The sequence below is a fragment of the Tistrella sp. genome (assembly GCF_002684955.1).
GTDB lineage: Bacteria > Pseudomonadota > Alphaproteobacteria > Tistrellales > Tistrellaceae > Tistrella > Tistrella mobilis.
Window position 1 is genome coordinate 303,851 of record NZ_NYWI01000034.1, and the last position, 26,020, is coordinate 329,870.

A 26,020-nucleotide genomic window follows, 5' to 3' on the forward strand; every position below is an offset into this window, starting at 1 on the left:
ACGAGAGACCGCGCTAGATGGCCGGCGGGTCGAGCCGGGCGAAAGCCTCCTGCCGCCGATAGGGGAAGTGCGGATAGGGGGCGTCCCGGACGCTGGCCGCATCCAGCCGGGCGATCTGGTCCTGGGTCAGCTGCCAGCCTGTGGCGCCCAGATTGTCGCGCAGCTGCGCCTCGTTGCGCGCGCCGATGATCACCGAGGTGACCGTCGGGCGGCCGAGCAGCCAGTTGATCGCGATCTGCGGCACCGTGCGTCCGGTCTCGGCGGCAATCTCGTCCAGAACGTCGGTGACGCGGTAGAGCAGGGCCTCGTCGACGGGGGGGGCGAAGGCGGCGGTGTCGTGCAGCCGGCTGCCGGCAGGGACCGGCCGGTTGCGGCCGATGCGGCCGGTCAGCCGCCCCCAGCCCAGCGGGCTCCAGACCAGGGCGCCGACCTTCTGATCCTGCCCCAGCTTCATCAGCTCCCATTCGTAATCGCGGCCGATCAGGGAATAATAGACCTGATGGGCGACGAAGCGGCTGCGGCTGGTGCGGTCGGCGGCCGCCAGCGCCTTCATCAAGGCCCAGCCGGGATAGTTGGACACCCCGGCATGGCGCAGCTTGCCCGCGCGGATCAGATCATCCAGCGTCGCCACCACCTCGTCCACCGGGGTGGCGGCGTCATGGGCGTGGAGCTGCAGGATGTCGATCCGGTCGGTCCCAAGCCGGCGGAGTGCCGCGTCCACGCCGCGGATCAGCCGGTCGCGACCGACGCCTGCGTCATTGGCACCGGGCCCCATGGGCAGGCCCATCTTGGTCGACAGGATCACCCGGTCGCGCCGGCCGCGGATCGCCTGGCCCAGAACCTCTTCCGAGGCGCCGTCGGAATAGACATCGGCGCTGTCGAACAGGGTGACGCCGGCCTCCAGGCAGATGTCGATCAGCCGCCGGGCCTCGGCGGCATCGGTATTGCCCCAGGCGCCGAACAGCGGCCCCGTGCCGCCGAAAGTGCCGGCGCCGAGCCCCAGAACCGGCAGTTTGAGGCCCGAGGCGCCGAGCTGACGATGTTCCATCGATCCGTCCTTCCATCAGGGTGACTGTTTCACCCTGCCAGATGGGCCTGGAACCCAAAGCCCGGTACCGCCTGCCCGGGCACATCATCTGGTCCCCGCATTCCAGAATCATGAGGATCGGTCATGACCGGGACGCCTTGACCGCGGATGGATGCTATGCCATCTTCAATTCAAACGAACGTATGAATGATATCGGTCCCGGTCCGGCAGAGAGAAAGAACAACAAGATGCAGTTCGACCACCCGCCCCATGTCGAGGCGCTGCGCCAGCGGCTGACGGATTTCATGGACCATTACATCCTGCCGGCCCATGGGGCGGTGACCCGCACCTTCCTTGAGGGCGGCCACCCGACCGAGGTGATCGAACGGCTGAAGGCGCGGGCCTGGGAGGCGGGGCTGTGGAACCTGTTCCTGCCCTCGCTTGCCGACGACCAGCCGGGGGTCCGGCTGTCCAATGCCGAGTATGCGCCGCTGGCCGAAATCATGGGCCGGGTGCCCTGGGCGTCGGAGGTGTTCAACTGCGCGGCGCCGGACAGCGGCAACATGGAGCTGCTGCAGCTGTTCGGCACGCCGGATCAGAAGGCGCGCTGGCTGGATCCGCTGCTGCTGGGCGAGATCCGGTCGGTCTTCTGCATGTCGGAACCGGATGCGCCGTCATCCGACCCCACCTCGCTTGCCACCACCATCCGTCGGGACGGCGACGAATACGTGGTGGAAGGGCGGAAATGGTTCATCACCGGCACCCGCCACCCGCATCTGACCTTTGCCATCGTCTTCGGCGTCTCCGACCCGGACGGTCTGGCGGAGCGCCACCGGCGGCATTCTTTCGTGATCGTGCCGATCGATGCCCCCGGCGTGAAGATCGTGCGCGACATCACGCTGATGGGCGCGCATGCCGCCGACGGCCATGGCGAGATCGTGTTCCGCAATGTCCGGGTGCCGGCGGAAAACCTGATCGGGGCCGAGGGCGAGGCCTTCGCCATCGCCCAGGCGCGGCTGGGCCCCGGGCGGGTGCATCATGCCATGCGCTCCATCGGCCAGTGCGAACTGGCGCTGGAGCTGATGACCGAGCGGGCGCTGGAACGCCGGATCGGCGGCACGCCGCTCGCCGATCGCGCCAATATCCGCGAGTGGATCGCCGAAAGCCGGATCGAGATCGACCAGTGCCGGCTGCTGGTGATGCAGGCGGCCTGGCTGATGGACACGAAAGGCAATGCGGCGGCGCGCACGGCGGTCTCTGCGATCAAGCTTGCTAGCGCGCGGTTGCAGACCCGGGTGCTGGACCGGGCGATGCAGGTCTTCGGGGCTGCGGGCCTGTCGCCCGACACGCCGCTTGCCGGGCTCTGGAGCTGGGGCCGGGCGCTCAGGGTGCTGGACGGGCCCGACGAGGTGCATCTGCAGACGGTGGCGAAGGCGGAGCTGAAGGCGGCGCGGGCGGCGATCGGGCGGAACACCCGCCACTTCACCGGACCCGCAGGACTTTAAGCGGGGCTCACATCAGCCAGCCGCGGGCGGGCGGGCCGTCTTCGGCCATCAGTGGCGGACGGCCGGCGGGCGGCCCCTCGCGGTCGATCCGGGCGCGCAGCAGCAGCCGGCGGAGCAGGCGGCGCAGCACCGGCCGGTCGTCGTCGCCGCCAAGCTCCACCCGTTCCGCGCACCAGCAGAGCGCCAGCCGCTTCAGCCGGGCGTCATCCATCCAGGGATCCCCCGGCCGGGCGGCGACGATGGTGGGGAAGGGCAGCTGGCCGCGGGGCAGGGGGCCGTGGTCTTCAAGCCCGGGGCGCTGTTCGACATCGGCGGGGGCAAGCAGCAGCAGACCGCCGACGGCCTCGGCGATCGGCCGGTTGGCCAGATGCAGGGCCAGGGCCGCGCCGAGATTATGGCCGCAGACCACCACCCCGGGGGCGGCGGCGACAGCCCGGCAGGCGCGGGAGAGCATGGCATCATGCGTGCCGGTGAGCCGCAACACCCGCGCATCGCCTTCATCAGCCGCCAAGCGGCGTAACAGCCTGCCCGAGGCGCTGGCATGGGGGCCGGCATCCAGGATCAGCGTCCGGATGCCGCGCAATCCGGCGTCGTCGGTCATCGCGCGATCCTCCCCGTGGGCCGGCCGGTGTAACCCGGTCTGCCGCATCACCAGGGATGCGGCCGGCAGTCTGGAAGCAGCATAGCGCGACCTGCGGATCCTGACAAATCTTCAGTCGATAAAAATAGTAGACTAATCCGGCCGGAGGTTAGTCGAGCATGCCGGCCAGAAAGGCCGTGAAGTCTGCCGCCACGCGGCTGATCGGTTCCCCCGTGGCGGGGATGCGGACGACGCCAAGCCCGTCCTGCCGATCGAAGGCATAGCAGGCGCCGCTTCCATCGGTGGCAAAGATGGCATGGCGCCCGCCATCCTCGCGCGCATAGACCTCGTCGAAATCGAGCGGGCAGCAGAACATCACCAGCCCGTCCGCCGGCAGCGGCCCGGCGCCGGCCTCGCTCAGGAAGCGCAGGTAATCGGCGGGCAGTTCATCCCGACAGAGCGCGAGCAGTTCCTCGGCCCCCAGGCGCAGCAGGCCGTCCAGACGTCCGTCATCGCGCCAGCGGGTGATGCAGTCCTCGATGGCCGGCAGCACCGGCTGAAGGGTGCCGAGCGGTACGAAGCCGGTGGTGGGCGTGGTTGTGTCGACTTCCTGCATCCTGGACATCCATGATCTGGGACAGCCTCGCGAGAGGGAGGGGGCTGCGACAGATGGATGCTAGTCTGCCTGCATGTCATCGACCGATGTTCTTCCGGTGTCATAGATGCGACGAAGGGCGCATCCAATGATACGCCCTTCGTGTTCCCGAATGACGGGTGGTCACCGGCGGGTCGACTTGGGGAAGACGCGAAACCGGTCAGTAACCGGCCTTCTCTTCCACGTCGTAACCTTTTTTCGCGATCAGCATGGTCCGGTCGAATTCGCAGACCACCTTGCCGTGCTGGTTCATGCCCCGCGTGCGCACGGTGACGATGCCGGCATTGGGGCGCGACTTGCTCTCGCGCTTGTCCAGCACCTCCGATTCCGCCTCCAGCGTGTCGCCGGCGAAGACCGGATGGGTCAGCTTGATCTCTTTCCAGCCCAGATTGGCGATCGCCTTCTGGCTGACATCGGTGACGCTCATGCCCACCAGCAGGGCCACGGTGAATGGCGAGCACACGATGCACTGGCCGAATTCGGAGTGTTTGGCGAACTCCTCGTCGAAATGCATCGGGTGGGTGTTCATGGTCAGCAGGGTGAACCAGATGTTGTCGTTCTGGGTGATGGTCCGCTTCGGGCGGTGCTCGTAGATGTCACCGACGCTGAAATCCTCGAAATAGCGGCCGAAGCTTTCGCGATAGCGGTTTTCGCCGACCGTCACGTGGGTCTGCACCATGGGGGAGGTCTCCCGTTGTCGTCTCTGGATGGAACTGGTTTCGGGGGCGGGCAAGCCCGGATCAGGCGGGGAGCAGGCCGGCGGCCCGGGCGCGCGACAGCACCCGGCGCTGAGCGGCGACCACCGGTTTCTCGATCAGCTTGCCGTCGAGCACGGCGACGCCGCCGGCGGAGGCTTCGAAGGCCTCGATCACCCGGCGGGCCCAGGCGATATCGGCCTCGATCGGGGTGAAGGCGGCATTGACCACCGCCACATTGGCGGGATGCAGGGCGACCTTGCCGGTGAAGCCCAGATCCCGGGCGCGGGCGGCGTCTTCGGCCACGGCATCCGGGTCGCGGAAATCCAGCGCCGGCACGTCGATCAGATCGATGCCGGCGCCGCGCGCGGCCTGGACCAGCCGGGCGCGGGCATAGGCCATCGGCTCCGGCGCCACCCGGGTGCCGAGTTCGGCCGCAAGATCGGCCCCGCCGAACATCATCAGGTCCAGCCGCGGCGTGGCGCCGGCGATGGCATGGGCCGCTTCGATCCCGCGCACGCTTTCGACCAGGGCGGCCAGCTTCAGCATGCTGCCGGCCTCGGTCAGCACCGCATCGGCCAGGCGCAGCTCTTCCGCGCTTTCCACCTTGGGCAGCATCACCATGCCCGCGGCGATGCCGGCATCGGCCAGGGCCGACAGGTCGCGCAGCCCGGCGATGGTCTTCAGCCCGTTGATGCGCAGGATGCGTTCAGGCCCGCCGGCGCCGTCGCCTGCGGCGGCGCGCAGGAAGTCGAAGCCGGCCGGGCGGGCGGCCTGCTTCAGGTCGGGGGCCACGGCGTCTTCCAGATCGACACAGACCAGGTCGGCGCCCGAGGCGAGCGCCTTGGCGAAGATCTCCGGGCGCGTCGCGGGGGCGAACAACAGGCTGCGGCGTGCGGATTGGGACAAGGACGGTCTCCGGCGGCTGGGGTGATCGGCTGGATGGTCGTCGCAGATCACCTATTTGTCCAGACAAATTTTCCGTGTAGCATAGCCGGGACGACGCGCCGCGCAAGGGGCGTCATGGGCGGGCCCCGATCGGGCGGCCGCCGGGCAGAGAGGAGCGGAGATGTTCGAGCAGGAAGGGCGCCGCCTGAAATTCGGCGTGATGGTGCCGTCGACCAACACGGTGGTGCAGACCGAATTCGCCCGCATGCGCCCCGGCGGGGTGAGCAATCATGTCTCGCGCATCCACATCCCCGACCGGCCGCTGACCACCGAGGCCGATTTCGCCGCCTTGATGGAACGGGTGCAGGCCGAGCTGATGGCGGCGGTCGACCGGGTGATGACCTGCCGCCCCCATGCCCTGATCATGGGCATGTCGGCCGAAACCTTCTGGGACGGCCCCGAGGCCTCGGCCCGGCTGGCGGCTGAACTGGCGGCCCGGTCGGGCGGGCTCGACGTGACGCTGGCGTCGGATGCCTTCGGCCCGGCGATCCGCGCCCATGGCGACATCCGCCGGCTGGCGGTGCTGACCCCCTATCAGAAGGCGGGGGAGGACAAGGTCGTCCGCTTCTTCGAAGGGCTGGGTTTCGAGGTCGTGGCCGTGGGCGGCGTGCAGGCGCCGGGGCCGGTCGAAATGGCCGATCTGTCACCCCGGGTCGTCCGTGACGCGCTGATCCGCCTGGATGATCCGGCCGTGGAGGCGATCGTGCAGCTTGGCACCAATCTGCCCATGGCGCGGCTGGCGGCGGTGGCCGAATTCTGGCTCGACAAGCCGGTGATCGCGGTCAACACCGCGCTCTACTGGCATGCGCTGCGCCGCGCGGGGATCACGGACCGGGTGGAGGGCTTCGGGACGCTGCTGGCGGCGCATTGACGGCGGTGGATGCAGGGCCTCCCCGGACGTCGCGCAAACCCGCCGGCCCGCTGAGGTTTATGACGGGCGGGTCGGGTGGAAGGCAATGCGGAGACCAAGCGCTTTCGAGACCTTCATGATGGTCGACAGGGTAGGGTTGCCTTCGCCCGATAGTGCCTTGTGCAGACCTTCCCGGCTCATCCCGACGTCGCGGGCAAGCTGGCTCATATTGCGGGCGCGGGCGACCACGCCGAGTGCACGCGCGACATAGGCCGGGTCATCACCGCCCTCTTCCATGGCGGCTTCCATGTACGCTGCGATGTCTTCTTCTGTCCGCAGGTAATCGGCAGAATCATAGCGGCTGAAGATTTCGTTGGTCATAGCTCAGCACGGGGTCTGATCAGCTCCACCATATGTGAATTATAGTGGGCAGTTTCTGGCGGCGTCAAATCTGACTGAAAGCGAACGACTGGACTATCCGGGACAGGATGCAGGCGGGTCCTGCGGCTGCCTGCATGGCCGGGATTGGCCGGTGGATGCCGATCGAATGAGAACGCGGCGCACCTTCAGCTGAAGGTGCGCCGCGGTTCCGTCGGAACGGTCAGGCCTCCGCCATCTCCGCCCGTCGGGCCTGTTCGTCCCAGAAGCTGCCGGCGATGTCGGTGAGGTCGGTCACCGGGCCGGCGTCCAGGAAGTCGTGGGTGTGGACGATGGTCTGGTCGGGGGAGAGCAGGACCACCGCATAGGCCGGGGGTTCGTGGCTGACCCGGATTTCGGGCGCGTCCAGATCCATCCAGACCTGGTGGTTGGTGGCGCGCAGCGTGGAGAAGGGGATGCCGCGCCACGAGCCCGAGACCGGGCGGTGGACATGGCCGAAGAAGATATGGCGGATCCGGGCCCGGTGGGGGGCGATGCAGGCCTCGAAATCATCCGGGCGGATCAGGCCGATCCGGTCCATGGACGCGATGCCGAGCGCAAAGGGCGGGTGGTGCATGAACAGATAGACCGGGCCTTCGGGCGCCTCGGCGAGCCGGGCGGCCAGCCAGTCGAGGCGGGGCCGGTCGTACCAGCCGGCATGGGTGCCGGCCATGTTGGTGTCGAGGAAGATCAGCCGGCCGGCCTCGGTATCCTCCACCCCCTGGACCCGGCCTTCGGCATCCACCGGGGTGTCGGGGAAGACCTCGCGGAAGGTCTCGACCGTGTCGTGATTGCCGAGCAGCAGCCGCACCGGCACGGTCAGCGCCGCCAGCGCGTCGCGCAGGCCGATGAAGGCCGCCCGGTCGCCGTAATGGGTGAGGTCGCCGGTGATCACCGCCAGGCGTGCGTCGGCATGGTTGCGGTTGATGTCGGCGATGCAGGCGTCCAGCCGGGCCCTGGGGTCGAGGCCGTAAAGCCTCTCCCCCGGGCAGACGAAATGGGTGTCGGTGAGGTGGATGAGCTTCATCGGGATCACTTCTTCGGCAGCAGGCGCTGCACGTCGCGGGTCATGTCGGCCAGCACCGCATCGGGCTCGGCCGCGCGGGCGCCGGTGATCACCGAATTCAGGTGGTCCTTGATCACGTCGGTGATCTTGAGGCCGTTCTCACCCGGGAAGGCGTACCACTTGGTCAGGATCGGCAGCTGGCTGACGGCGGTATAGTGGTTGGGGTTCTGGACGTAGAAGTCCTTCAGATAGACCTCGTTGGCCTTCTTGTTGGGGGGCATGTAGCCGGTGGTGCGGGCCATGATCGCGGCACCTTCGGGGCCGGTGACGAATTTCACGTACTGCCAGGCCGCATCCAGCTTCGCGTCGTCCTTGGAGACGATCATCACCACATTGCCGCCGGCGGGCAGGCGGCCGGTGCCGGGCGTCACGTCGGGGAAGACATGGGTCTTCAGCTCGAACTTGCCGGCGATCATGTTGGTGGTTTTGGTCAGGTCCGAGGTCGAGGTGACGTAGATGCCGGTCTTGCCGGCGGCGAAGGTCGCGCGGGCATCGGCCTGGGCCAGGTTCGGCATATGCGCCTCGGTGACCATCCGGGCGATGGTCTGCATGGCGAATTTGCCTTCCGCGCCGTCGAAGGCGACTTTGGTTTCGTCGGCGGTCAGCATGGTGCCGCCATGGGCGAAGACCGGGGCCTGCCACAGCCAGTTGCCGGTGATGTCCCAGACATAGCTGATGCCGTTCACATCGGGGCCGAGCGCGTCGATCTTCTTCGCCATGTCGATCACGCCGTCCCAGCTGGTCGGCAGGCTGGCGGGGTCGCCGCCGGCCTTGCGCACCAGATCCAGGTTCCAGTAGGTGATCGGCAGCGAGATGGCGAAGGGCAGGGCGTAGACATGGCCGTTCTGGGTGCCGATGTCGTACATGGCCTGATGGAAGCCTTCGGCCTCGAAATCCTTCTCCGCGGCGATATAGCCGTCGAGCGGCCGGGCGATGCCGCGATCGACCATGATCCGCACCCGGTTCAGACCCTGATAGGTGACGTCGGGCAGCTGGTTGGTCACCGCCTCGCGCAGGATCTTCTGGGTGCCTTCCTCGTATTCCGCATAAGGGGTGCGGTAGGTGAGGGTGATTTCGGGGTGGATCTTCGCGAAGGCCTCGCGGATCTGGGCGTGGGTGTCGTTGAACAGCTCGCCATAGGGGTACTGGATGACCAGCTCCACCGGCTGGGCAGCGGCGGGCAGTGCGGCAGCGGTCGCGACGGCGATCGCCGACGCGGTGAGCAGCGTCCGGAACATGGGGTGCGTCCTCTCTGGACAGGTGGAAGGCCGGGTGGGGGAAGGGTGGCTACTTCATGCCGGTCAGGGTGATGCCCTCGATGAACCGGCGCTGGGCGAAGAGGAAGGCGATCACCAGCGGCGCGATGATCAGCGTGGCGGCGGCCATCAGCGGGCCGAAATCGCTGCCCGCCTCCTGGTTGCGGAAGGCGACCACGCCGAGCGGCGGGGTCAGCAGGTGCTGATCGTTGACCACGATCAGCGGCCAGAAATAGTCGTTCCAGTGGGCGACGACCGAGAAGATGCCGAAGGCGGTGATCGCCGGCACGGCGGTGGGCAGCATCACCCGCCAGACGATGGCGAACTCGCCATAGCCGTCCATGCGGGCGGCATCGATCAGGTCGTCGGGGACGGTCAGGAAGAACTGGCGCATCAGGAAGATGCCGAAGACCGAGATGGTGAAGGGCACCACCATGGCGGCATAGCTGTTCAGGATGCCCAGCTGGTGGAAGAGCAGGAAGACCGGCACCGCGATCGCATGCGGGGGGATGAGCAGGCAAAACAGGATCGCGCCGAAGATCAGTCCGCGGCCGCGAAAACGCAGCTTGGCCAGCGCATAGGCGGCGGGCAGGGCGACCGCGACCTGGATCAGGAAGATCGTGACCGTGACGATCAGCCCGTTCAGCATGAAGCGCAGCAGCGGCACCTTGGTGACGGCGGTGGTGTAGTTTTCTGCCGCCGCCAGCTGGTGCGGCCAGAGCCGGATATGGTCCAGAAAGATCTCGGCCGCGGGCTTGAGCGAGGTGGAGACCATCCAGACGAAGGGGGCGAGCATGATCACGGCCCCCAGGCCCAGAACCAGATGGCGGAGCGCGGCAGGAAGCAGATGACGAGCGGCGGGGCGGCGGGTCATGAATAGTGCACCTTCCGGTCCAGGACGCCGATCTTGACCAGCGTCAATGCCAGCACGAAGGCCAGGAACACCACGGTGACCGCGGCGGCATAGCCCGAGCGGAAGAATTCGAACCCTTCGGCATACATGGTGTAGAGCAGCACCTCGGTCGCCTTGTTGGGCCCGCCCTTGGTCAGCACATGCACCGTGTCGAACACCTGGAAGGAGCGGATCGAGGTGATGACCACCACGAAGAGGGTGACCGGCCCCAGCATCGGCCAGGTGACCAGGCGGAAGCGCGCCCAGGCGCCGGGCACGCCGTCCATCTCGGCCGCGTCGTAGAGGAAGCGCGGGATCGAGACCAGCCCCGCCATGAACAGTACCATGTTGAAGCCGACCGCCTGCCAGATGCCGATGGCGGCCAGCACCCAGAGCGCCAGATCGCCGTCGGTCAGCCAGTTCTGCGCCGGGATGCCGATCCGGCCGAGGGCCAGGTTGATCAGCCCGAATTGGGGGTGGAGCATGAATTCCCACACGATCGCCATGGCGATCAGCGTCGCCATCACCGGCAGGAAATAGATGGCGCGATAAAGCGCCCGGCCGCTCGTGCCGGATTCGATCAGCAGCGCGATGCCGAGCCCCAGGAAGACCGAGCCCGGCACCACCACCGCGACATAGAGCAGCGTGTTGATGAGCGCTGTGTGAAAGACCCGGTCGCCGAACATCTCGGCATAGTTGTCGAAGCCGATATAGGACAGGGTGGCGGCGCCCAGCTGATAATCGGTGAGCGACAGCGCCATCACCCCGATCACCGGGCCGATCAGCAGCAGGACCATCAGGATCACGGCGGGGGCCGAGAGCGCCCAGGCGGTCATGGCGCGCAGACGTTCGGCCCGCGCCGCCGCGCGGCTTCGGGGCGCCAGGGCGCCGGGGGCAAGATGCAGGGCCTGGTCAGACATGGGCCATCTCCGCCGCCGGGGCGGCTGCAAGCGGCAGCCGGGCGCCGTCGGCCCCGAAGGCGAGCGGCTTCGGCCCCATGGCAACGCCGCAGATCTCCCCCTCGGCCGGGCGGCCGCGGGCGGGATCGAGCCGCACCACCGCCGTGCCGCCACCGGCCGCATCGTCCAGCTCCAGATGCACCAGCAGGTCCGAGCCCAGGTTTTCGAGCAGGGAGACCCGGCCGCGCAGGGCGGCGCGGTCGGCGGGCACCAGATCGGCATGTTCGGGCCGGAAACCCAGCCGGATTTCGGCACCGGGGGTGATGCCGGGGGCGGCGGGGCGGAGCGCCAGCAGCCTGTCGCCCAGCAGCAGCCGGCCGCTGGGGGCCAGCCGGGTGGTGACGAGGTTGATCCGCGGGCTGCCGATGAATTCCGCCACCCGGATATCGGCCGGGTCGTCATAGACCGCGTCGGGGGTGTCGAGCTGCAGGATGCGGCCCTCCATCATCACCGCCAGCCGGTCGGACATGGTCATCGCCTCGGCCTGGTCGTGGGTGACGTAGATGAAGGTGGTGCCCAGCCGGCGGTGCAGCCGGGCGATTTCCGCCCGCATATGCACCCGCATCTTGGCATCCAGATTGGAGAGCGGTTCATCCATCAGAAAGGCGCGGGGATGGCGGACCATCGCCCGGCCCAGCGCCACCCGCTGGCGCTGCCCGCCCGAAAGCTGGCCCGGCCTGCGGGCAAGCAGATGGCCGATGCCGAGCATGGCGGCGGTCGCCATCACCTCGGCCTTGATCTCTGCCGTGATGCGGCGGGTTCCCGGCAGCAGCGGGCCCAGCAGCGGCAGGCGCCGCGCGGCGTTCAGCCGGCGCATGTTGAGCGGCACGGCGATGTTTTCCGCCACCGTCAGATGCGGATAGAGCGCATAGGACTGAAACACCATGGCGAGGTCGCGATCGCGGGCCCGCAGATGGTCGACGGCCGCGCCGGCGATGCGGATCTCGCCCCCGGTCTGGCTTTCCAGCCCGGCGATGATGCGCAGCAGGGTGGATTTGCCGCAGCCCGACGGGCCGACCAGGGTCAGGAACTCGCCGTCGCGTATGTCCAGATCGACCCGTTTCAGAACCTCGGTGCGCCCGAAATTCTTGGTGATGCCGCAGATGTCGATCGCCGCCATGTGGTCCGCATCCTCTGGTGCCGGTGGATGACGGCCGCGACCTTAGACCCGGAATGTGTCGGTTCTGTTGTCGCAGGCTTGACCATACGGCAACGCCACGTACCGCATGCCTGCATGCATGAGCCTGCATCCATCGCCCGCGGGCGGCGGGCGGCTGCGGATCCGGCCGACAGCCGAACCGTCATCGACGCCCGGTACACTGGTACCGTACCGTTCATGACCGGAGGCCTGAGGCCATGTCCGTCGCACGGGCGATGATCGTCGATGACCATGCGCTGATCCGGTCGGGTCTGCGCGAAATGCTGGAACTCTGCGCCCCCGGCACCGCCGTGGTCGAAGTGGCGACCCTGACCGAGGCCGCGGATGCGCTGGGCCGCGACCCTGGGATCGGGCTGGTGCTGCTGGATCTCAACATCCCCGGCGCCAGGGGGCTGGAGGCGCTGGAGGTGCTGCGCCGCCATTTCCCCTCGGTCGCGGTGGCGGTGGTGTCGGCCGACGAGCAGCCGGCGATCATGCGCAAGGCGCTGGCGGCGGGGGCGGCGGGCTATCTGCCCAAATCGCTGAGGGCCGAGGTGCTGGAAAGCGCGCTCCGCCTGGTGCTGGCCGGCGGCATCTACGTGCCGCCTGCGGCGCTGGATGCCGAAGAGCCGGCCGCCGATGCCCCGGTGGGGCTGGATGCCGGCGCGCTGGGCCTGACCCGCCGCCAGGGCGAGATCCTGAAACTTCTGGCCCACGACCTGCCCAACCGGGCGATCGCCGACCGGCTGGGCCTGGCGGAACAGACGGTCAAGAATCAGGTGTCGCAGATGCTGCGGCGGCTGGATCTGGGCTCGCGCGCCGAGGCGGCGGCGCTGGCGCGGCGCTACAGGGGCTGAGAGGGTGCCGCCTGGCCAGGCTTCTGGGGCAGCAGCGCCCTGAGCGTGGCCCCAAGCCGCATGGGGTTCAGCGGCTTGTGCAGCACCGGAAAGCCCAGCCCCTGCACCTCGCGCAGGCGTTCGGGGGCGGTGTCGCCGGTGACCATCACCATCGGCAGGGCATCGCCGAACCGGGCGCGCAGACAGGGGGCGAGGCGGGCACCCGTCCAGCCGTCGCCCAGAACGTAATCGATGATCACCGCCTCGGGCGGGCCGTCCATGGCATCCAGAACCCCGGCCAGATCATGGGCGCCGGCGGCAAAGGCGGCGATGCAGCCCCAGGCGTCGAAGAGCTGGGCGGCGGCGCGGCGGATGTCGGGGTCGTCGTCGATCAGCAGCAGGCGCCGGCCGGCCAGGCCCGCCGGCATGGCGGGGGCGGCGGCGACCGGTTCGGGCACCGGCACACGGGCCGCGCGGGGCAGGATCAGCGAAAAGCGGGTGCCGTGGCCGGGCCGGCTGGTCACCTCGATCCGGTGGCCGAGCAGCCGGGCCAGGCGGTCGGCGATGGCGAGGCCAAGCCCGATGCCCTGTTCGGCCATGGCGCCGTCCAGCCGGTGGAATTCGCGGAACACCGCCTGGGCCTCTGCCGCATCGAAGCCGGGGCCGGTGTCGATCACGTCGATCCTGAGATGGGCCCCCCGCGGGCGCACGCCGACCAGCACCCGGCCGCGGCTGGTGTATTTGACCGCGTTGGAGACGAAATTGCGCAGGATCCGCCCCAGCATGGCGGCGTCGCTGCGCACTCCTGCTCCTGCCACCGCTCCTGCCACTGGTCCTGGCCGAACGGTCAGCTCCAGCCCCTTGGCCCGGGCGGCGGGTTCGAATTCGCGGGCGAGCGCGCGGAGCAGGGGGCCGAGCGGCAGGTCGACCGGCTGCGGCGCCACCACGCCCGCATCCAGGCGCGAGATGTCGAGCAGGGCATCGAACAGCCCGGTCACGGTCTGAAGGCAGTCGTTGATCTGGCCGGCGATGGCGTGCTGGCGATCGGTGGTCAGCCGGGCCGAGAGCGCCGACATCAGGATGCCGACCGCATGCAGCGGCTGGCGCAGATCATGAGAGGCGGCGGCCAGAAAGCGCGACTTGGCCAGATTGGCATCCTCCGCCGCCTGTTTGGCGGCAGAGAGCGCGAGTTCGGTGCGCATCCGCTCGGTGATGTCGGAATAGACCCCGATGATGCCGCCCGAACGGGTCCGCCGCTCTCGCGATTGCAGCCAGCGGCCGTCGCGCAGCTGGATGAACGTGTCGCTGGCGGTGCGGTGCGCGGCGATGCGGCGCTCGCGATAGCGGTCGGGATCCCAGCCCTGGGGCAGGAAGCTGATTTCGGAGATGCTGGTATAGACGATGTTCATCTCGACCAGCTCGTCGAATCGCACCCCCGGCCGCACCCTGTCGGGCTCGCCGAAGAAGCGGCGGAAGTGGTCGTTGCAGAACACCAGACGATCGTCTGCATCCCACAGCACGAAGGCCTCGGCCGCGCTGTCGATGGCGTCGATCAGGTCGTCGAGCTGGGGCAGGGCGGTCAGCCCGGGGCCGGCGTCCATGGATCCTCCATGGTCTGCGTGCCGATCAATGCCGGTCCTTGGGCCGGGTCGGGTCGGGGATGACCGGGACGGCGGGGGTCTGTTCCACCCGTTCCATCACGAACATGTCACCGCGATAGAGCGCGTTGTTGGCCATCAGGATATCGCCGTCGGTGCTGAAGATGTTGGAGACGATCTTCACCATCACCCCGCCCAGAGAGTAATCGAGGGCCCGGGCGACGTCCTGATCGGCGTGGGAGATGGTGATCAGCTGGCGCGACGAGCCCATCTTGTCGGGGCCGTGGTTGGTCAGCATGCGGAGCATCTTGGAACCATGCTCCGAATTCGGCGGGAAGTGGCGGTAAGAAGCTTCGTCGACATAAACGTCCATCAGGGCGAAGGGCGTTTCATTGTAGAGATGGATCTTGGTGATCTTGACATAGCTGGATCTGGGATGGCCGCCTTCCATCTGCAGTTCCGGGGGAAGGGCGATGCCGGTCTCGCGCTTCAGCACGCGGATGCCCTGGCCCGGGGTCAGGTCCAGGCGGTCGTTGATCGCCCGGCGGAGTTCCGGATCGTCGACCGCGGAATGCTGGCCTTCGGTCACGAAGGTGCCCTTGCCGCGGATCGCGATCAGCAGGCCCTTGTCGGCCAGCATGCGCAGGGCCTGGCGGACGGTGATCGGCGCCACGGCGAAATCCCGACACAGATCCGGCACCGGCGGCAGCTTTTCGCCCGGGGACCATTCGCCCGAGCGGATGCGGTCGCGGAAGATCCGGGCCAGGCGGACATAGAGCGCCACGCGGTCATTGTCGTCCAGATCATCGGCCGGGCGGATGGCGCCAAGTCTTTGCATGCGGAACCCCGTGTCGTCGACCAGCCGCGGAACGCCTGTCTGCGGTGGATCTGATGATGGCGGACATCCGGGCATTTCGCAGATGCGATGAAAACCCCGATGTTCTGGCTGCGTTGCAACATAACACCGCTGCTGCACCTGCGCGAGCCCCCGTATCATGGCCGCGAGGTCGCGCGGAGACTTTACAAGCCCGGCGTTCAATGCCTATTGTTAGATATAAGGGTATATAAGGCAAGCAACCCCTTCCCCCCCCCCCCCCAAGCCCCCGAATTCACCCCCCCGAATCCACCGTCCCGCACGGGGCCCGCCCCGCGCCAGGATGCCGGCAAGGAGCCTGAGGCAGATGCTTTACACGGAGCAGCATCACGAACTGATGCGTTCGGTGACGAAGTTCGTTGAAGCCGAGATCAACCCGCATGTCCAGGAATGGGACGATGCGGGCATCTTCCCGGCCCATGAGCTGTTCAAGAAGATGGGCGATCAGGGCTTTCTTGGCATCAACAAACCCGAGGCCTATGGCGGGCTGGGCCTGGACTACACCTATCAGCTGGCCTTCTGCGAGGCGATCAGCGCCGCGCGCTCGCCTTCGGTGGTGATGGCGATCGGCGTGCAGACCGACATGGCCACCCCGGCGCTGGCCAAGCACGGATCGGACGAACTGCGCCGGGAATTCCTGGCACCGGCGATCACCGGCGACCGCGTCGCCTGCATCGGCGTGTCGGAACCCGGCGCCGGATCGGATGTCGCCAGCATCAAGACCCGCGCCCGCAAGGATGGCGACGACTACGTCATCGACGGCGGCAAGATGTGGATCACCAACGGCACCCAGGCCGACTGGATCTGCCTGCTGGCCAATACCGGCGAGGGCCCGGTCCATCGCAACAAATCGCTGATCTGCGTGCCGATGAAGACCAAGGGCGTCACCATCGCCCGCAAGCTGGACAAGATGGGCATGCGCGCGTCGGACACCGCCCAGATCCATTTCGATGGCGTGCGCGTGCCGCAGCGTTACCGCATCGGCGACGAGGGCATGGGCTTCGTCTACCAGATGCAGCAGTTCCAGGAAGAGCGCATCTGGGGCTCGGCCTGTTCCCTGCGCCTGCTGGAAAGCACGATCACCGACACGATTGAATACACCCGCAACCGGATGATCTTCGGCAAGCCGGTGCTGGACAACCAGGTGGTGCATTTCAAGCTGGCCGAGTTGCAGACCAAGGTGGAGCTGCTGCGCTCGATCATCTATCGCGCGGTCGAAGGCTATGTCGCCGGCCAGGACATGACCCATCTGGCCTCTATGGCCAAGCTCTGCGCCGGCCGCTTCACGCGCGAAATCGCCGATGGCTGCCTGCAGTACTGGGGCGGCATGGGCTTCATGAACGAGACCGAAGTCACCCGGCTTTATCGCGACGGCCGGCTGACCTCGATCGGCGGCGGCGCCGACGAGGTGATGCTGTCGATCATCGCCAAGGGCATGGGCATCCTGCCCGGCCGCAAGACCGATTGAGGGCCCCCCGGCCATGCCCACGACCAGATCCACGCCCGCTGCCAAGCTTCCGATCTGCCCCGATCTGCTGCTGGACCGCGACGGCCCGGTGCTGCGCCTGACGCTGAACCGGCCCGATGTGCGCAATGCCATGACCGGCGAGATGGTCCGCCAGCTGACCGAGGTGGTCGCCTGGGCCGAAGACCATCCCGAGGTCGGCACGCTGGTGATCAGCGGTGCCGGCGGCACCTTCTGCGCCGGCGGCGACATCAAGGGCTTCATGGCCTCGTTCCGGGCGGCCCGGCCCGAGGCGGGCCAGCCCGACCCGATCCAGGCCGACAACCGCCGCTTCGGCCATTTCCTGACCCGGATCGAGGCCCTGCCCCAAACGGTAGTGGTTGCGGTTGAAGGTGCAGCTTTTGGTGGTGGTCTCGGCCTCGCCTGCATCGGCGATGTGGTCATCGCCACCCGGGATGCCCGCTTCGCCCTGTCGGAAACCGGGCTGGGCATCCCGCCGGCCCAGATCGCGCCCTTCGTGGCGGCACGCATCGGCGTGTCGCAGGCCCGCCGCCTGGCCCTGACCGGCATGCGCTTCGACGGCGCGGAAGCCGGCCGGATCGGCCTGGTGCACGAGGGGGTGGACGACGCGGCGGCGCTGGAGGCGCGGGTGACGCGGCTGGTGGCCGATATCCGCCGCTGCGCCCCCGGCGCCAACGCCACCACCAAGCGCCTGCTGATGGCCCAGCGGACCACGGCCCTGCCCGAACTGCTCGACCTTTCTTCGGCCGAATTCGCCCGCTGCCTGCGCGGCGCCGAAGGCCAGGAAGGGGTTGCCGCCTTCCTTGAAAAACGCCAGCCCGCCTGGGCCGCCGGCAGCTGACGCGCCCAAACCGAACGACCAGAGCTTCCCCGCACAGAATGGAAGCCGCCAGGGAGGATTGACCGCCATGACCACCAGCTCGGAGCGCATGATCGAAGGCGTGCCGGGGCCGGGACAGATCGGCCGCGTCGCCATCGGCGACGTGTTGCGCCGCACGGCCCGCCGGCACCCCGATCGGGTCGCCATCGTCGAAGGCGACCGCCGCACCACCTATCGCAGGCTGGATGACGACGCCAACCGCTTCGCCAACTACCTGCTGGCCCAGGGGCTGAAGCCGGGCGACAAGGTCGGCTGCATCTGCGCCAATTCCACCGATTTCATCCCGGTGATCTTCGGCATCCACAAGGCCGGGCTGGTCTGGGTGCCGGCCAATGCGATGCTGGGCGTGGACGATATCGACTACATCATGCGCCATGCCGAGGTGGGCCATGTGGTGGCCGACGACGTGCTGGCCGCCCAGCCCGCCATGGCGGAGATGCTGGCGAAACTGGGCCGGCCGGTGACGGTGATCGAGGTGCCGGGCAGCCCGGTGCCGAAGGGGTCGCTGCCCCATATCAGCTTCGGCGCCGCGATCGAGGGCCGGTCCACGGTCGAGCCCGAGGTGGCGATCGACGAGCGCGACCTTGCCCTGATCATGTACACCAGCGGCACCACCTCGCGCCCCAAGGGCGTGATGCACTGCCATCTGGCGGTGGTGATGGCGGCGATGAGCAATTCGATCGAATGGCAGATCGGCCGCGAGGATGGCGTGACGGGCGTGCTGCCGCTGTTCCATTGCGCCCAGCACACCGTGCTGCTGACCACCATGATGGGCGGCGCCAAGATGCATCTGATGCGCGGCTTCGACCCCGGGGTGATGCTGGAAGGGCTGGCCGCCGAGGGGCTGACCATCATGGTCGGCCTGCCGCTGATGTACCGGGCGGTGCTGGAGCACCCGCTGCGCAAGGAGCGGAGCCTTCAGCTGCGCATGTGCGTCTATGCCATGGCGCCGATGCCCGAGCCGCTGATGCGGCGGCTGCTGGACGAATTCTGCCCGGATTTCCGCCTCTCCAGCGGCCAGACCGAGATGTATCCCGGCACCGTGATGTCGCGGCCTGAACGCGCCCGCCTGCGCTTCGGCAATTACTGGGGCGAATCCTGCATCGTCAACGACACCGCGATCATGGATGACGACGGCAATCTGCTGCCCCCGGGCAAGCCGGGTGAGATCGTGCATCGCGGCCCCAACGCCATGCTCGGCTATTACAAGCAGCCCGAGGCGACGGCGGCGGCGCGGCTGCATGGCTGGCACCATACCGGCGATATCGGCGTGATCGACGAGCATGGCGAACTGCTGTTCCTGGACCGCAAGAAGGACATGATCAAGTCCGGCGGCGAGAACGTGCCCTCGATCAAGATCGAAGAGGTGCTGCTGGGCCATCCGGACGTGCAGAACGCGGTGGTGGTGGGCATTCCCCATGCCCGCTGGGGCGAGGCGGTGACCGCCTTCCTGGTGGCCAAGCCCGGCACGGAACCCACCGAAGAGAGCATCGTGGAGCATTGCCGCAGGCAGCTGGGTGGCTTCGAGGTGCCCAAGCTGGTGGTATTCCTGGAAGAAATGCCGATGACCGCCACCGGCAAGGTGCGGAAGACCGAACTCCGCAGCCGCTATGCGGGGCATTTCGAGCCGGCGTGAGCCGGTGGCGTTTCCACCGGGGATGTCCGACACAGGCTTCGTTCATTTTCACATGCCCGCCCTACCGTCATCCCGGCGCAGGCCGGGATCCAGGTAGGCATGGGCGGGAATGAAGGATGACCATGTGTCGGGACCGCCGTGCCCGCCATCGTGGCACGGTCATCGCGGGCCGGGGCCGGCCGTTTCGACGCCCGTCACGTGGCGGGAAACCTGGATCCCGGCCTTCGCCGGGATGACGGTGTAAATGTCGGTGCAGAGGCCGGCAATTGCGGACAGGACATGAATAAGAAGACATGGCGGAATCTGCGTAACCTGACGCGCCGGCATAGATGTGACGGCGTCGTCGGCGGTACGGCCGGGCATGTCCGGAAGACAACAAAAGAAATGATCCGACGGGAGGATTGCATCATGACGACCACCAGGACCCCGCTGTCTCGAAAACTGGCATCCCTGGCCGTGGCGGCCGGTGTTGCCGCAGCCGGTATTTTTGCGGGCCAGGCCGCGAAGGCCGAAGAGCTGCGCTATGCCATCGGCTTTCCGGCCAACACCGCATCGACCATTGCGGCCGATGTGTATGTGAAGAAGGTGCAGGAGCTGAGCAAGGGGACGCTGTCGGTGAAGGTGTTCCCGCTGTCGCTGCTGAACCTGGCGGAAACGCCCGGCGGCGTGCGCGACGGCATCACCGATATCGGCTATGTGCTGACCGCCTATAACCCGGCCGAATTCGCCAATATGAACCTGGCCGGCGACCTGACCATGCTGCTGAACCTGATGGATACCGGCGGCCGCGACGGGCTGATCTTCCAGAGTGCCATGCTGGAATATGTGTTCCTGCACTGCCCCACCTGCCAGAACGACATGAAGGCCCAGAACCAGGTCTTCACCGCCTCGGCCGCCTCTACCCGCTATATGCTGTTGTGCAACAAGAAGGTGACCAACGCCGAGGAAATCAAGGGCAAGCGTCTGCGGGTCAGCAGCCAGAACTGGCGCCGCTGGTCGGAAAGCGTGGGCGCGACCGCCGTTTCCATGCCCGGTAACGAGATCTTCGAAGCCCTGACCCAGGGGGCGGTGGACTGCGCGATCATTTCAGCGCCCGAGCTTTCCGGCCTGGCGCTGATCGATGCGGTCAGCGACATCACGCCGGAAGTGCCGGGCGGCGTGTTCGGCGCCTCGGCGATCGCCAATATCAATGTCGACACCTGGCAGGGGCTGAACGAAGACCAGCGCGCGGCGCTGCTCCGCGCCGGCACCTATATGTCGGCCCATGCCGGCTGGCAGTATGTGAACTTCGAAGGCCGCGATCTGAAGCGCGCCGAGGCCAAGGGCATCCGGATCCATCATGCCGATCAGGCGCTGATCGACCAGACCCAGAGCTTCGTGCAGAGCGACATGAAGACCATCGCCGAATTCTATGCCTCCAAGTTCGGCGTGGCCGAGCCGCAGGCGGCGATCGACACCTTCAAGCCGTTGCTTGAGAAATGGGCGAAGATCGTGAAAGAGGTGAAGACCCCGGACGAACTGGCTGAGGTCTACTGGACGGAAGTGGTCTCCAAGGTCGATGTGAAGACCTACGGCATGTGAGTCTAAGGGGCGGCGGCGGGTGTCGCCGCCCTTTGTTCATCTTTCCGCAGGCCCCCTCTGACCCATGGGAGACCGCGCGATGCAGGCGCTTGGACGCGGATTGTCGCGTCTGATCCATTTCACGTCGGTGATCGGCGTGCTGGCGGTGACCCTGATGATGCTGCACATCACGGCTGACGTGGTGGTGCGCAATCTGTTCGGGATCGCCCTGCCCGGCACCATCGCCGCCGTGTCGAATTTCTACATGCTGGTGGTCGCCTTCCTGCCGCTCGCCTATGCGGAAGAGGGCGACAAGCATATCTCGGTGGAGGTCGTGACCGACCTTTTGCCGGCGCGCGCCCAGGCGGTGCTGCGCGGCTTCGCCTATGTGCTGTCGGCGGCGGTGTTCATCGCCATGACCCGGCAATCCTGGCTGGAGGCGATGAAAAAACAGGCCGTCGGCGCCTTCGTGATCCAGGAAGGCTGGCGGATCCCGATCTGGCCGTCCTACTACATCCTGCCGGTCGGCACGGCGCTGATGGCACTGGTGGTGCTCTACCGGCTGGCGACCCATGTGACGGGCGCGGCCTCGGGGCTCAGGGACGACACACCGGACGACGTCGTCGTCGGCGGGAAGGATCACGGATGAGCGACGTCGGTATCGGTCTGGCCGGCATCGGCCTGCTCTTCCTTCTGCTGGCCATGCGGGTGCCGATCGGCATGGCGCTGGTCAGCGTGTCCTTCGGCGGCATCTGGTATCTGCTCGGCTGGAAGGTCGCGTGGAGTTCGCTCGGCCTGATCCCCTATCAGTTCGCGGCCAACTGGGTGCTGAGTTCCGTGCCGGTTTTCCTGCTGATGGGCTTCGTCTGCTACCACGCCCAGCTGACCCAGGGGCTGTTCCGGGCGGCCAGGGTGTGGATGTCGGGCATCCCGGGCGGGCTCGCCATCGCGGCGGTGTTCGGCTCGGCGGGCTTTGCGGCGGTCACCGGCTCGTCGATCGCCTGTTCGGCGGCGATGGGGCGGATTGCGGTGCCGGAAATGATGCGCCACCGCTATGACGCCCAGCTCGCCACCGGCACGGTGGCGGCGGCGGGCACGATCGGCGCGCTGATCCCGCCGTCGATCCTGATGATCCTTTATGGCGTGATCGCCCAGGTGGCGGTGACCAAGCTGTTCCTGGGCGGGCTGGTCGCCGGGCTGCTGACGGCGCTGGGCTATATTCTGGTGATCCTGATCCGGGTGAAGCTGAACCCTGCGCTGGCGCCGCAGGTGCGTGAAGACGTTCCGCTGTCCGAAAAGATGGATGCGCTCCGCGACACCTGGCCGGTGCTGGCGATCATGCTGGGCGTATTCGGCGGCCTGTTCGGCGGGCTGTTTACCCCCACGGAAGCGGGGGCGGTGGGCGCTTTCCTGTCCTGCGTGGTGGCCGTCGCCAAGGGCACCTTCACCTGGAAGATGTTCCGGACTGCGGCACAGGAGACGCTGGTCACCACCAGCGCGCTGTTGATCATCGGCATCGGCGCCAGCCTGCTCAGCCGCTTTCTGGCGCTGTCGGGGGCGGGCGACTGGATTTCGACCGTCGTGATCGATATCGGCGCCAACCCCTATATGCTGCTGCTGGCGGTGACGATCATGTACCTGATTCTGGGCATGTTCCTGGAACCGCTGGGCATGATGCTGCTGACCATGCCGATCGTTCTGCCGATCATCGATGCCGCCGGTTTCAGCCTGATCTGGTTCGGCGTGCTGCTGACCAAGTTCCTGGAAATCGGCATGATCCCCCCGCCGATCGGCATGAATGTCTTCGTGATCAAGGGCGTGGTCGGAAACCTGGTGACGACCAGTCAGATCTTCCGCGGCATCATGTGGTTCCTGGTCGCCGACCTGATTCTGGTGCTGGTGATGGTGCTCTTCCCCGGGATCATCATGTATCTGCCCAATATCAGCTGACCGGGCCCGGCCCGTACCACCTTTCCCGACCCGCGACATCGAACGCCGGCCGGCCCTGGGGGCGGCCGGCGTTTTTCCGGTCCGACGACCTGAAGACACGGATCGGCGCCGGTCTGATCCATGCGGTTGTATTAATAGGATATTGAAGTCAAGTAAAATTCTACCCATAATAAAGACGGTCGGCCGGGACGCAGCAACATCCCGGCCGACCTGACCCGCAACCATCGAGAGAAAGTCGATGATGACAGGCTGCACCTTATCTACCACAGCTTGCGCTGTTGTGCCGCAATTCTCGTTTAGTCCGTCGAGATTTCGATCGGATACCCGGCGCCCTGTGGGGGAGGTATCGCATGCCCTTCTGTCCTGTTGCTGACCTGGCGGCCCAATGGGTGCTGCTCGACGATCGCATTGCCGCCGACTGGCTGCCGGCCGACGATCCTGCCCTCTGCCTGGCGGCGGATGAACGGCGGCTGGCGATCGAGACCTCGGTCATGCATCTGCCCATCGCATCCGATGCGGGTGCGGCCTTCGTGGCCTGGCTGCTGGCGCTGCACGTCTCTCTGGCGGACGATGATGAGGAACCCGCCGAGCTGCGCGACCGCCACCGTCAGGCGGCGCTGGCCGGGGCGCGCAACCTGACGCGCTATCTGGCGACCAGGGCGATGATGTGAGCCGCCGCAACATCAGTCCTGCGGCGATCTGCGCGGGATCACGCCCCGATCGCCGCCTCGATCCGATCCGCCAGCCGCTCCGCCGCGCCGTCGTCGATATGGCGGCGGGCGATCAGGTGGCGGGGGATGCCGGCGGCGAGGCGGGCGGTGGCCTGGAGCAGGGGCGTGGCCCGGTCCAGCGCATGGGCCATGCCGGCGCGGTAGAGATTGTCGCGCAGCTGACCGGCGGCCTTCAGCCCCTTGAGCGGGATCAGTGCCTCGTCCGCCGGGCTCTCGCAGCGGTCCAGATGGACAAGGGCGGCGAGCGGCAGGGGGGTGGTGTCGAAGGCGGGATCGACGGGCACGACGAATTTCTCGATGTCGAAGACGCAGCGGTCGAGCGTGCTGGTATCGATGGCGCTGCGGCTGGCGGCATCCTGCCAGAGGCGCATGCGTGGATAGGCCGGCCAGGCCTGCGTGCCGCCGGCGGCCCGCCGCAGCACCGTGACGTCATCGGCCAGCATGCGATGGCCGCGGGCGAGCAGGGTGGCGGCGAGGGTGGATTTGCCGGCGCCCGACTGGCCGCAGAACGCCACCGCCGCATCGCCGAAGCGCAGTACGGCGGCATGCAGGATCACCTCGCCGCGCTGATGGCAGAGCGCGCCGAGCACCGGGCCCAGAAGATAGGTGTGGCAGTCGGCATCGTCGGGCGTGCCGGTATCGACCACGACCTCGCGGCCGTCGCGGACCAGAAAGACATGATGGCCCTTGACGTCGATCCGCATCTCGCCGTCTGCAGAAATGGTAAACAGCGGGCGTTCCACGCGGATCTCGGCAAAACGGGCAGGCACGGGCCCGCGGCGGATGATGATATCGGCCGGCCGGTCGTCGCTCTCCGACTGCCCGGCCCCGGTCCAAGGGGGGAGTTCAGGCAGGGCGATCTCTGACGCGATCCGCCACCCGAACAGTCGTCGATCCATATGGCCGCTTCCCTTTGCCCGACAGCTTGAATGTGCCGCAAATATGACGGGAAATGCCGGAAGTGGAAACAGGAAAGGGCAGGGCGCCGGCCCTGCCCGGGATTTTCGACCAGACGGCGAACTCTGAGATTACGCCCGCGCCAGGCGCTGACGGCGCAGTTCCAGCCGGCCGATCTGGTTGCGATGGACTTCGTCGGGCCCATCGGCGATGCGCAGCAGGCGGGCGGTGGCATAGGCGGCGCCGAGGGCGAAATCATTGGTGACGCCGGCGCCGCCGAACAGCTGGATCGCCATGTCGATCACCCGGCAGGCCATGTTCGGCACCGCGACCTTGATCATCGCGATCTCGGCTTTGGCCTGCTTGTTGCCCACCGTGTCCATCATCCACGCCGCCTTGAGGGTGAGCAGGCGCGCCTGTTCGATGGCGATCCGCGCCTCGGCGATCCGCTCCAGCGTGACGGTCTGTTCGGCGATCGGGCGGCCGAAGGCGACGCGGTCTTCGGCGCGGCCGCAGACCTTTTCCAGCACCCGCTCGGCCAGGCCGATCAGGCGCATGCAGTGATGGATCCGGCCCGGCCCAAGGCGGCCCTGGGCGATTTCGAACCCGCGGCCTTCCCCCAGCAGCATATTCGCCGCCGGCACGCGCACGTCTTCAAAACTCACCTCCGACGCACGGTCGGGCATGCCGTAGAAACCGAAGACCGGCAGCGGCCGGTGCACGGTGATGCCGGGGGTATCCATGGGCACCAGGATCATGGATTGCTGGCGGTGCCGGTCGGCATTGTCCGGATCGGTTTTGCCCATGAAAATCAGGATCTTGCAGCGCGGATCCGTGGCGCCGGTGGTGAACCATTTGCGGCCGTTGATGACGTAGTGGTCGCCATCGCGGGTGATGCGGCTTTCGATATTGGTGGCATCCGACGAGGCGACGGCGGGTTCGGTCATGGCAAAGCCCGAGCGGATGCGGCCCTCCAGCAGCGGGGTCAGCCAGCTCGCCTGCTGATCCGGCGTGCCATAGCGTGCCAGCACCTCCATATTGCCGGTGTCGGGGGCCGAGCAGTTGAAGACCTCGGGCGCCAGATGCGAGCGGCCCATCACCTCGCAAAGCGGCGCGTAATCGAGGTTGGAGAGCCCGGCGCCATGGCTGCTGTCGGGCAGAAACAGGTTCCAGAGCCCGGCCGCCCGGGCCAGGGGCTTCAGCTCTTCCACAACCGGTTGGACATTCCAGGGGCCCAATTCCTCACTTTCGCAATAGTAACGCTCCTCGGCCGGGTAGATATGCTCGGCCATGAAGGCTTCAAGCCGGGCCTTGAGATCGGCGGCGCGGGGCGAGGGGGAGAGCTGCATGGGCTGGCCTTCTTTCGGGGGGGCAGGGGAAGCGGGGACCATCCTGCCGCTTGCGAGCATCAATACCTAATGATAGGTATATAGAAAATGCGGCCCGGCCGCGACAATAATCCCTCCCCCCGACATTGGAGAAGACGCGCCATGAGATACCGTCACGCTGAGCAAGCGCTTTTTTCAGTCGGCGAGCTTTGGCACGAAGGGTTTTCGAGCCTTGGCGACGGCGTAGACGGCGACG

25 protein-coding genes are annotated in these 26,020 nt (G+C 67.3%); 10 read left to right on the forward strand and 15 right to left on the reverse strand.

Features of this window, described 5'->3' with window-relative positions; all coding sequences use genetic code 11:
• Positions 1-13 precede the first annotated feature (13 nt).
• Positions 14-1,048, reverse strand: a complete 1,035-nt coding sequence (locus CMO28_RS12130; RefSeq protein ID WP_296713768.1) for an aldo/keto reductase — start codon at positions 1,046-1,048, stop codon at positions 14-16.
• A gap of 227 nt (positions 1,049-1,275) precedes the next feature.
• Here CMO28_RS12130 and CMO28_RS12135 point away from each other — a divergent pair, with 227 nt between their 5' ends.
• Positions 1,276-2,532: an acyl-CoA dehydrogenase family protein gene (locus tag CMO28_RS12135; RefSeq protein ID WP_296713769.1), complete on the forward strand. Its 1,257-nt coding sequence runs from the start codon at positions 1,276-1,278 to the stop codon at positions 2,530-2,532.
• 7 nt (positions 2,533-2,539) lie between these two features.
• On the opposite strand, the gene CMO28_RS12140 is transcribed toward CMO28_RS12135, so the two are convergent.
• From CMO28_RS12140 to CMO28_RS12155, 4 genes are all read right to left on the reverse strand, one after another.
• The gene (locus CMO28_RS12140; protein ID WP_296713771.1) at positions 2,540-3,133 is read right to left on the reverse strand and encodes an alpha/beta hydrolase; all 594 of its coding nucleotides are present in this window, start codon (positions 3,131-3,133) and stop codon (positions 2,540-2,542) included.
• Positions 3,134-3,281: 148 nt separating this feature from the next.
• Positions 3,282-3,728: an SMI1/KNR4 family protein gene (locus tag CMO28_RS12145; RefSeq protein ID WP_296713773.1), complete on the reverse strand. Its 447-nt coding sequence runs from the start codon at positions 3,726-3,728 to the stop codon at positions 3,282-3,284.
• A gap of 199 nt (positions 3,729-3,927) precedes the next feature.
• A complete protein-coding gene (locus CMO28_RS12150; protein ID WP_296713776.1) occupies positions 3,928-4,446 on the reverse strand; it encodes a MaoC family dehydratase in 519 nt (172 codons plus the stop codon).
• 61 nt (positions 4,447-4,507) lie between these two features.
• Positions 4,508-5,371 (reverse strand): HpcH/HpaI aldolase/citrate lyase family protein, encoded by an 864-nt coding sequence (locus CMO28_RS12155; protein WP_296713778.1) that lies wholly within the window; start codon positions 5,369-5,371, stop codon positions 4,508-4,510.
• 160 nt (positions 5,372-5,531) lie between these two features.
• On the opposite strand from CMO28_RS12155, the gene CMO28_RS12160 reads away from it, so the two are divergent.
• The gene (locus CMO28_RS12160; RefSeq protein ID WP_296713780.1) at positions 5,532-6,281 is read left to right on the forward strand and encodes an arylmalonate decarboxylase; all 750 of its coding nucleotides are present in this window, start codon (positions 5,532-5,534) and stop codon (positions 6,279-6,281) included.
• A gap of 57 nt (positions 6,282-6,338) precedes the next feature.
• Here CMO28_RS12160 and CMO28_RS12165 read toward each other — a convergent pair whose 3' ends face one another.
• The 6 genes from CMO28_RS12165 to CMO28_RS12190 form a co-directional block, all read right to left on the reverse strand.
• Complete coding sequence (locus CMO28_RS12165; protein WP_296713782.1) at positions 6,339-6,641, reverse strand: addiction module antidote protein; 303 nt, start codon at positions 6,639-6,641, stop codon at positions 6,339-6,341.
• Between the two features lie 220 nt (positions 6,642-6,861).
• On the reverse strand, positions 6,862-7,704 hold the full coding sequence (locus CMO28_RS12170) for a phosphodiesterase (protein ID WP_296713784.1): 843 nt from the start codon (positions 7,702-7,704) through the stop codon (positions 6,862-6,864).
• A 5-nt stretch (positions 7,705-7,709) separates the two neighbouring features.
• Positions 7,710-8,981, reverse strand: a complete 1,272-nt coding sequence (locus tag CMO28_RS12175) for an ABC transporter substrate-binding protein (protein WP_296713786.1) — start codon at positions 8,979-8,981, stop codon at positions 7,710-7,712.
• Between the two features lie 49 nt (positions 8,982-9,030).
• Positions 9,031-9,873 carry a carbohydrate ABC transporter permease gene (locus CMO28_RS12180; protein ID WP_062764489.1) on the reverse strand — a complete coding sequence of 281 codons (843 nt, stop codon included), beginning with the start codon at positions 9,871-9,873 and terminating at the stop codon, positions 9,031-9,033.
• Positions 9,870-10,811: a carbohydrate ABC transporter permease gene (locus CMO28_RS12185; protein WP_296713789.1), complete on the reverse strand. Its 942-nt coding sequence runs from the start codon at positions 10,809-10,811 to the stop codon at positions 9,870-9,872. Before CMO28_RS12185 ends, CMO28_RS12180 begins: the two co-directional genes overlap by 4 nt.
• Positions 10,804-11,970: an ABC transporter ATP-binding protein gene (locus tag CMO28_RS12190; protein ID WP_296713790.1), complete on the reverse strand. Its 1,167-nt coding sequence runs from the start codon at positions 11,968-11,970 to the stop codon at positions 10,804-10,806. Before CMO28_RS12190 ends, CMO28_RS12185 begins: the two co-directional genes overlap by 8 nt.
• A 236-nt stretch (positions 11,971-12,206) precedes the next feature.
• Here CMO28_RS12190 and CMO28_RS12195 point away from each other — a divergent pair, with 236 nt between their 5' ends.
• The gene (locus CMO28_RS12195; protein WP_296713792.1) at positions 12,207-12,845 is read left to right on the forward strand and encodes a response regulator; all 639 of its coding nucleotides are present in this window, start codon (positions 12,207-12,209) and stop codon (positions 12,843-12,845) included.
• On the opposite strand, the gene CMO28_RS12200 is transcribed toward CMO28_RS12195, so the two are convergent.
• Entirely contained in the window at positions 12,833-14,425 is a 1,593-nt protein-coding gene (locus tag CMO28_RS12200) for an ATP-binding protein (RefSeq protein ID WP_296713794.1), read from the reverse strand. The two genes, CMO28_RS12195 and CMO28_RS12200, sit on opposite strands and share 13 nt — an antisense overlap.
• 25 nt (positions 14,426-14,450) lie before the next feature.
• A complete protein-coding gene (locus CMO28_RS12205) occupies positions 14,451-15,260 on the reverse strand; it encodes a GntR family transcriptional regulator (RefSeq protein WP_296713796.1) in 810 nt (269 codons plus the stop codon).
• A 343-nt stretch (positions 15,261-15,603) separates the two neighbouring features.
• On the opposite strand from CMO28_RS12205, the gene CMO28_RS12210 reads away from it, so the two are divergent.
• The 7 genes from CMO28_RS12210 (at position 15,604) to CMO28_RS12240 (ending at position 23,479) form a co-directional block, all read left to right on the forward strand.
• Entirely contained in the window at positions 15,604-16,764 is a 1,161-nt protein-coding gene (locus tag CMO28_RS12210) for an acyl-CoA dehydrogenase family protein (RefSeq protein ID WP_296713798.1), read from the forward strand.
• Positions 16,765-16,777: 13 nt separating this feature from the next.
• Positions 16,778-17,623 (forward strand): enoyl-CoA hydratase/isomerase family protein, encoded by an 846-nt coding sequence (locus CMO28_RS12215; protein WP_296713799.1) that lies wholly within the window; start codon positions 16,778-16,780, stop codon positions 17,621-17,623.
• A gap of 67 nt (positions 17,624-17,690) precedes the next feature.
• On the forward strand, positions 17,691-19,298 hold the full coding sequence (locus tag CMO28_RS12220) for an AMP-binding protein (protein ID WP_062764506.1): 1,608 nt from the start codon (positions 17,691-17,693) through the stop codon (positions 19,296-19,298).
• A gap of 408 nt (positions 19,299-19,706) precedes the next feature.
• A complete protein-coding gene (locus CMO28_RS12225; RefSeq protein WP_062764537.1) occupies positions 19,707-20,879 on the forward strand; it encodes a C4-dicarboxylate TRAP transporter substrate-binding protein in 1,173 nt (390 codons plus the stop codon).
• Positions 20,880-20,958: 79 nt separating this feature from the next.
• Entirely contained in the window at positions 20,959-21,507 is a 549-nt protein-coding gene (locus CMO28_RS12230; protein WP_014753124.1) for a TRAP transporter small permease, read from the forward strand.
• Positions 21,504-22,808: a TRAP transporter large permease gene (locus CMO28_RS12235; protein ID WP_296713804.1), complete on the forward strand. Its 1,305-nt coding sequence runs from the start codon at positions 21,504-21,506 to the stop codon at positions 22,806-22,808. Before CMO28_RS12230 ends, CMO28_RS12235 begins: the two co-directional genes overlap by 4 nt.
• Positions 22,809-23,158: 350 nt before the next feature.
• Positions 23,159-23,479 carry a hypothetical protein gene (locus tag CMO28_RS12240; protein WP_296713805.1) on the forward strand — a complete coding sequence of 107 codons (321 nt, stop codon included), beginning with the start codon at positions 23,159-23,161 and terminating at the stop codon, positions 23,477-23,479.
• A 38-nt stretch (positions 23,480-23,517) separates the two neighbouring features.
• Here the strand turns inward: CMO28_RS12240 and CMO28_RS12245 are convergent, their stop codons facing one another.
• Both CMO28_RS12245 and CMO28_RS12250 read right to left on the reverse strand, forming a co-directional pair.
• On the reverse strand, positions 23,518-24,438 hold the full coding sequence (locus tag CMO28_RS12245) for an HPr kinase/phosphorylase (protein ID WP_296713807.1): 921 nt from the start codon (positions 24,436-24,438) through the stop codon (positions 23,518-23,520).
• 129 nt (positions 24,439-24,567) lie between these two features.
• The gene (locus CMO28_RS12250) at positions 24,568-25,785 is read right to left on the reverse strand and encodes an acyl-CoA dehydrogenase family protein (RefSeq protein ID WP_296713809.1); all 1,218 of its coding nucleotides are present in this window, start codon (positions 25,783-25,785) and stop codon (positions 24,568-24,570) included.
• Between the last annotated feature and the right edge of the window lie 235 nt (positions 25,786-26,020).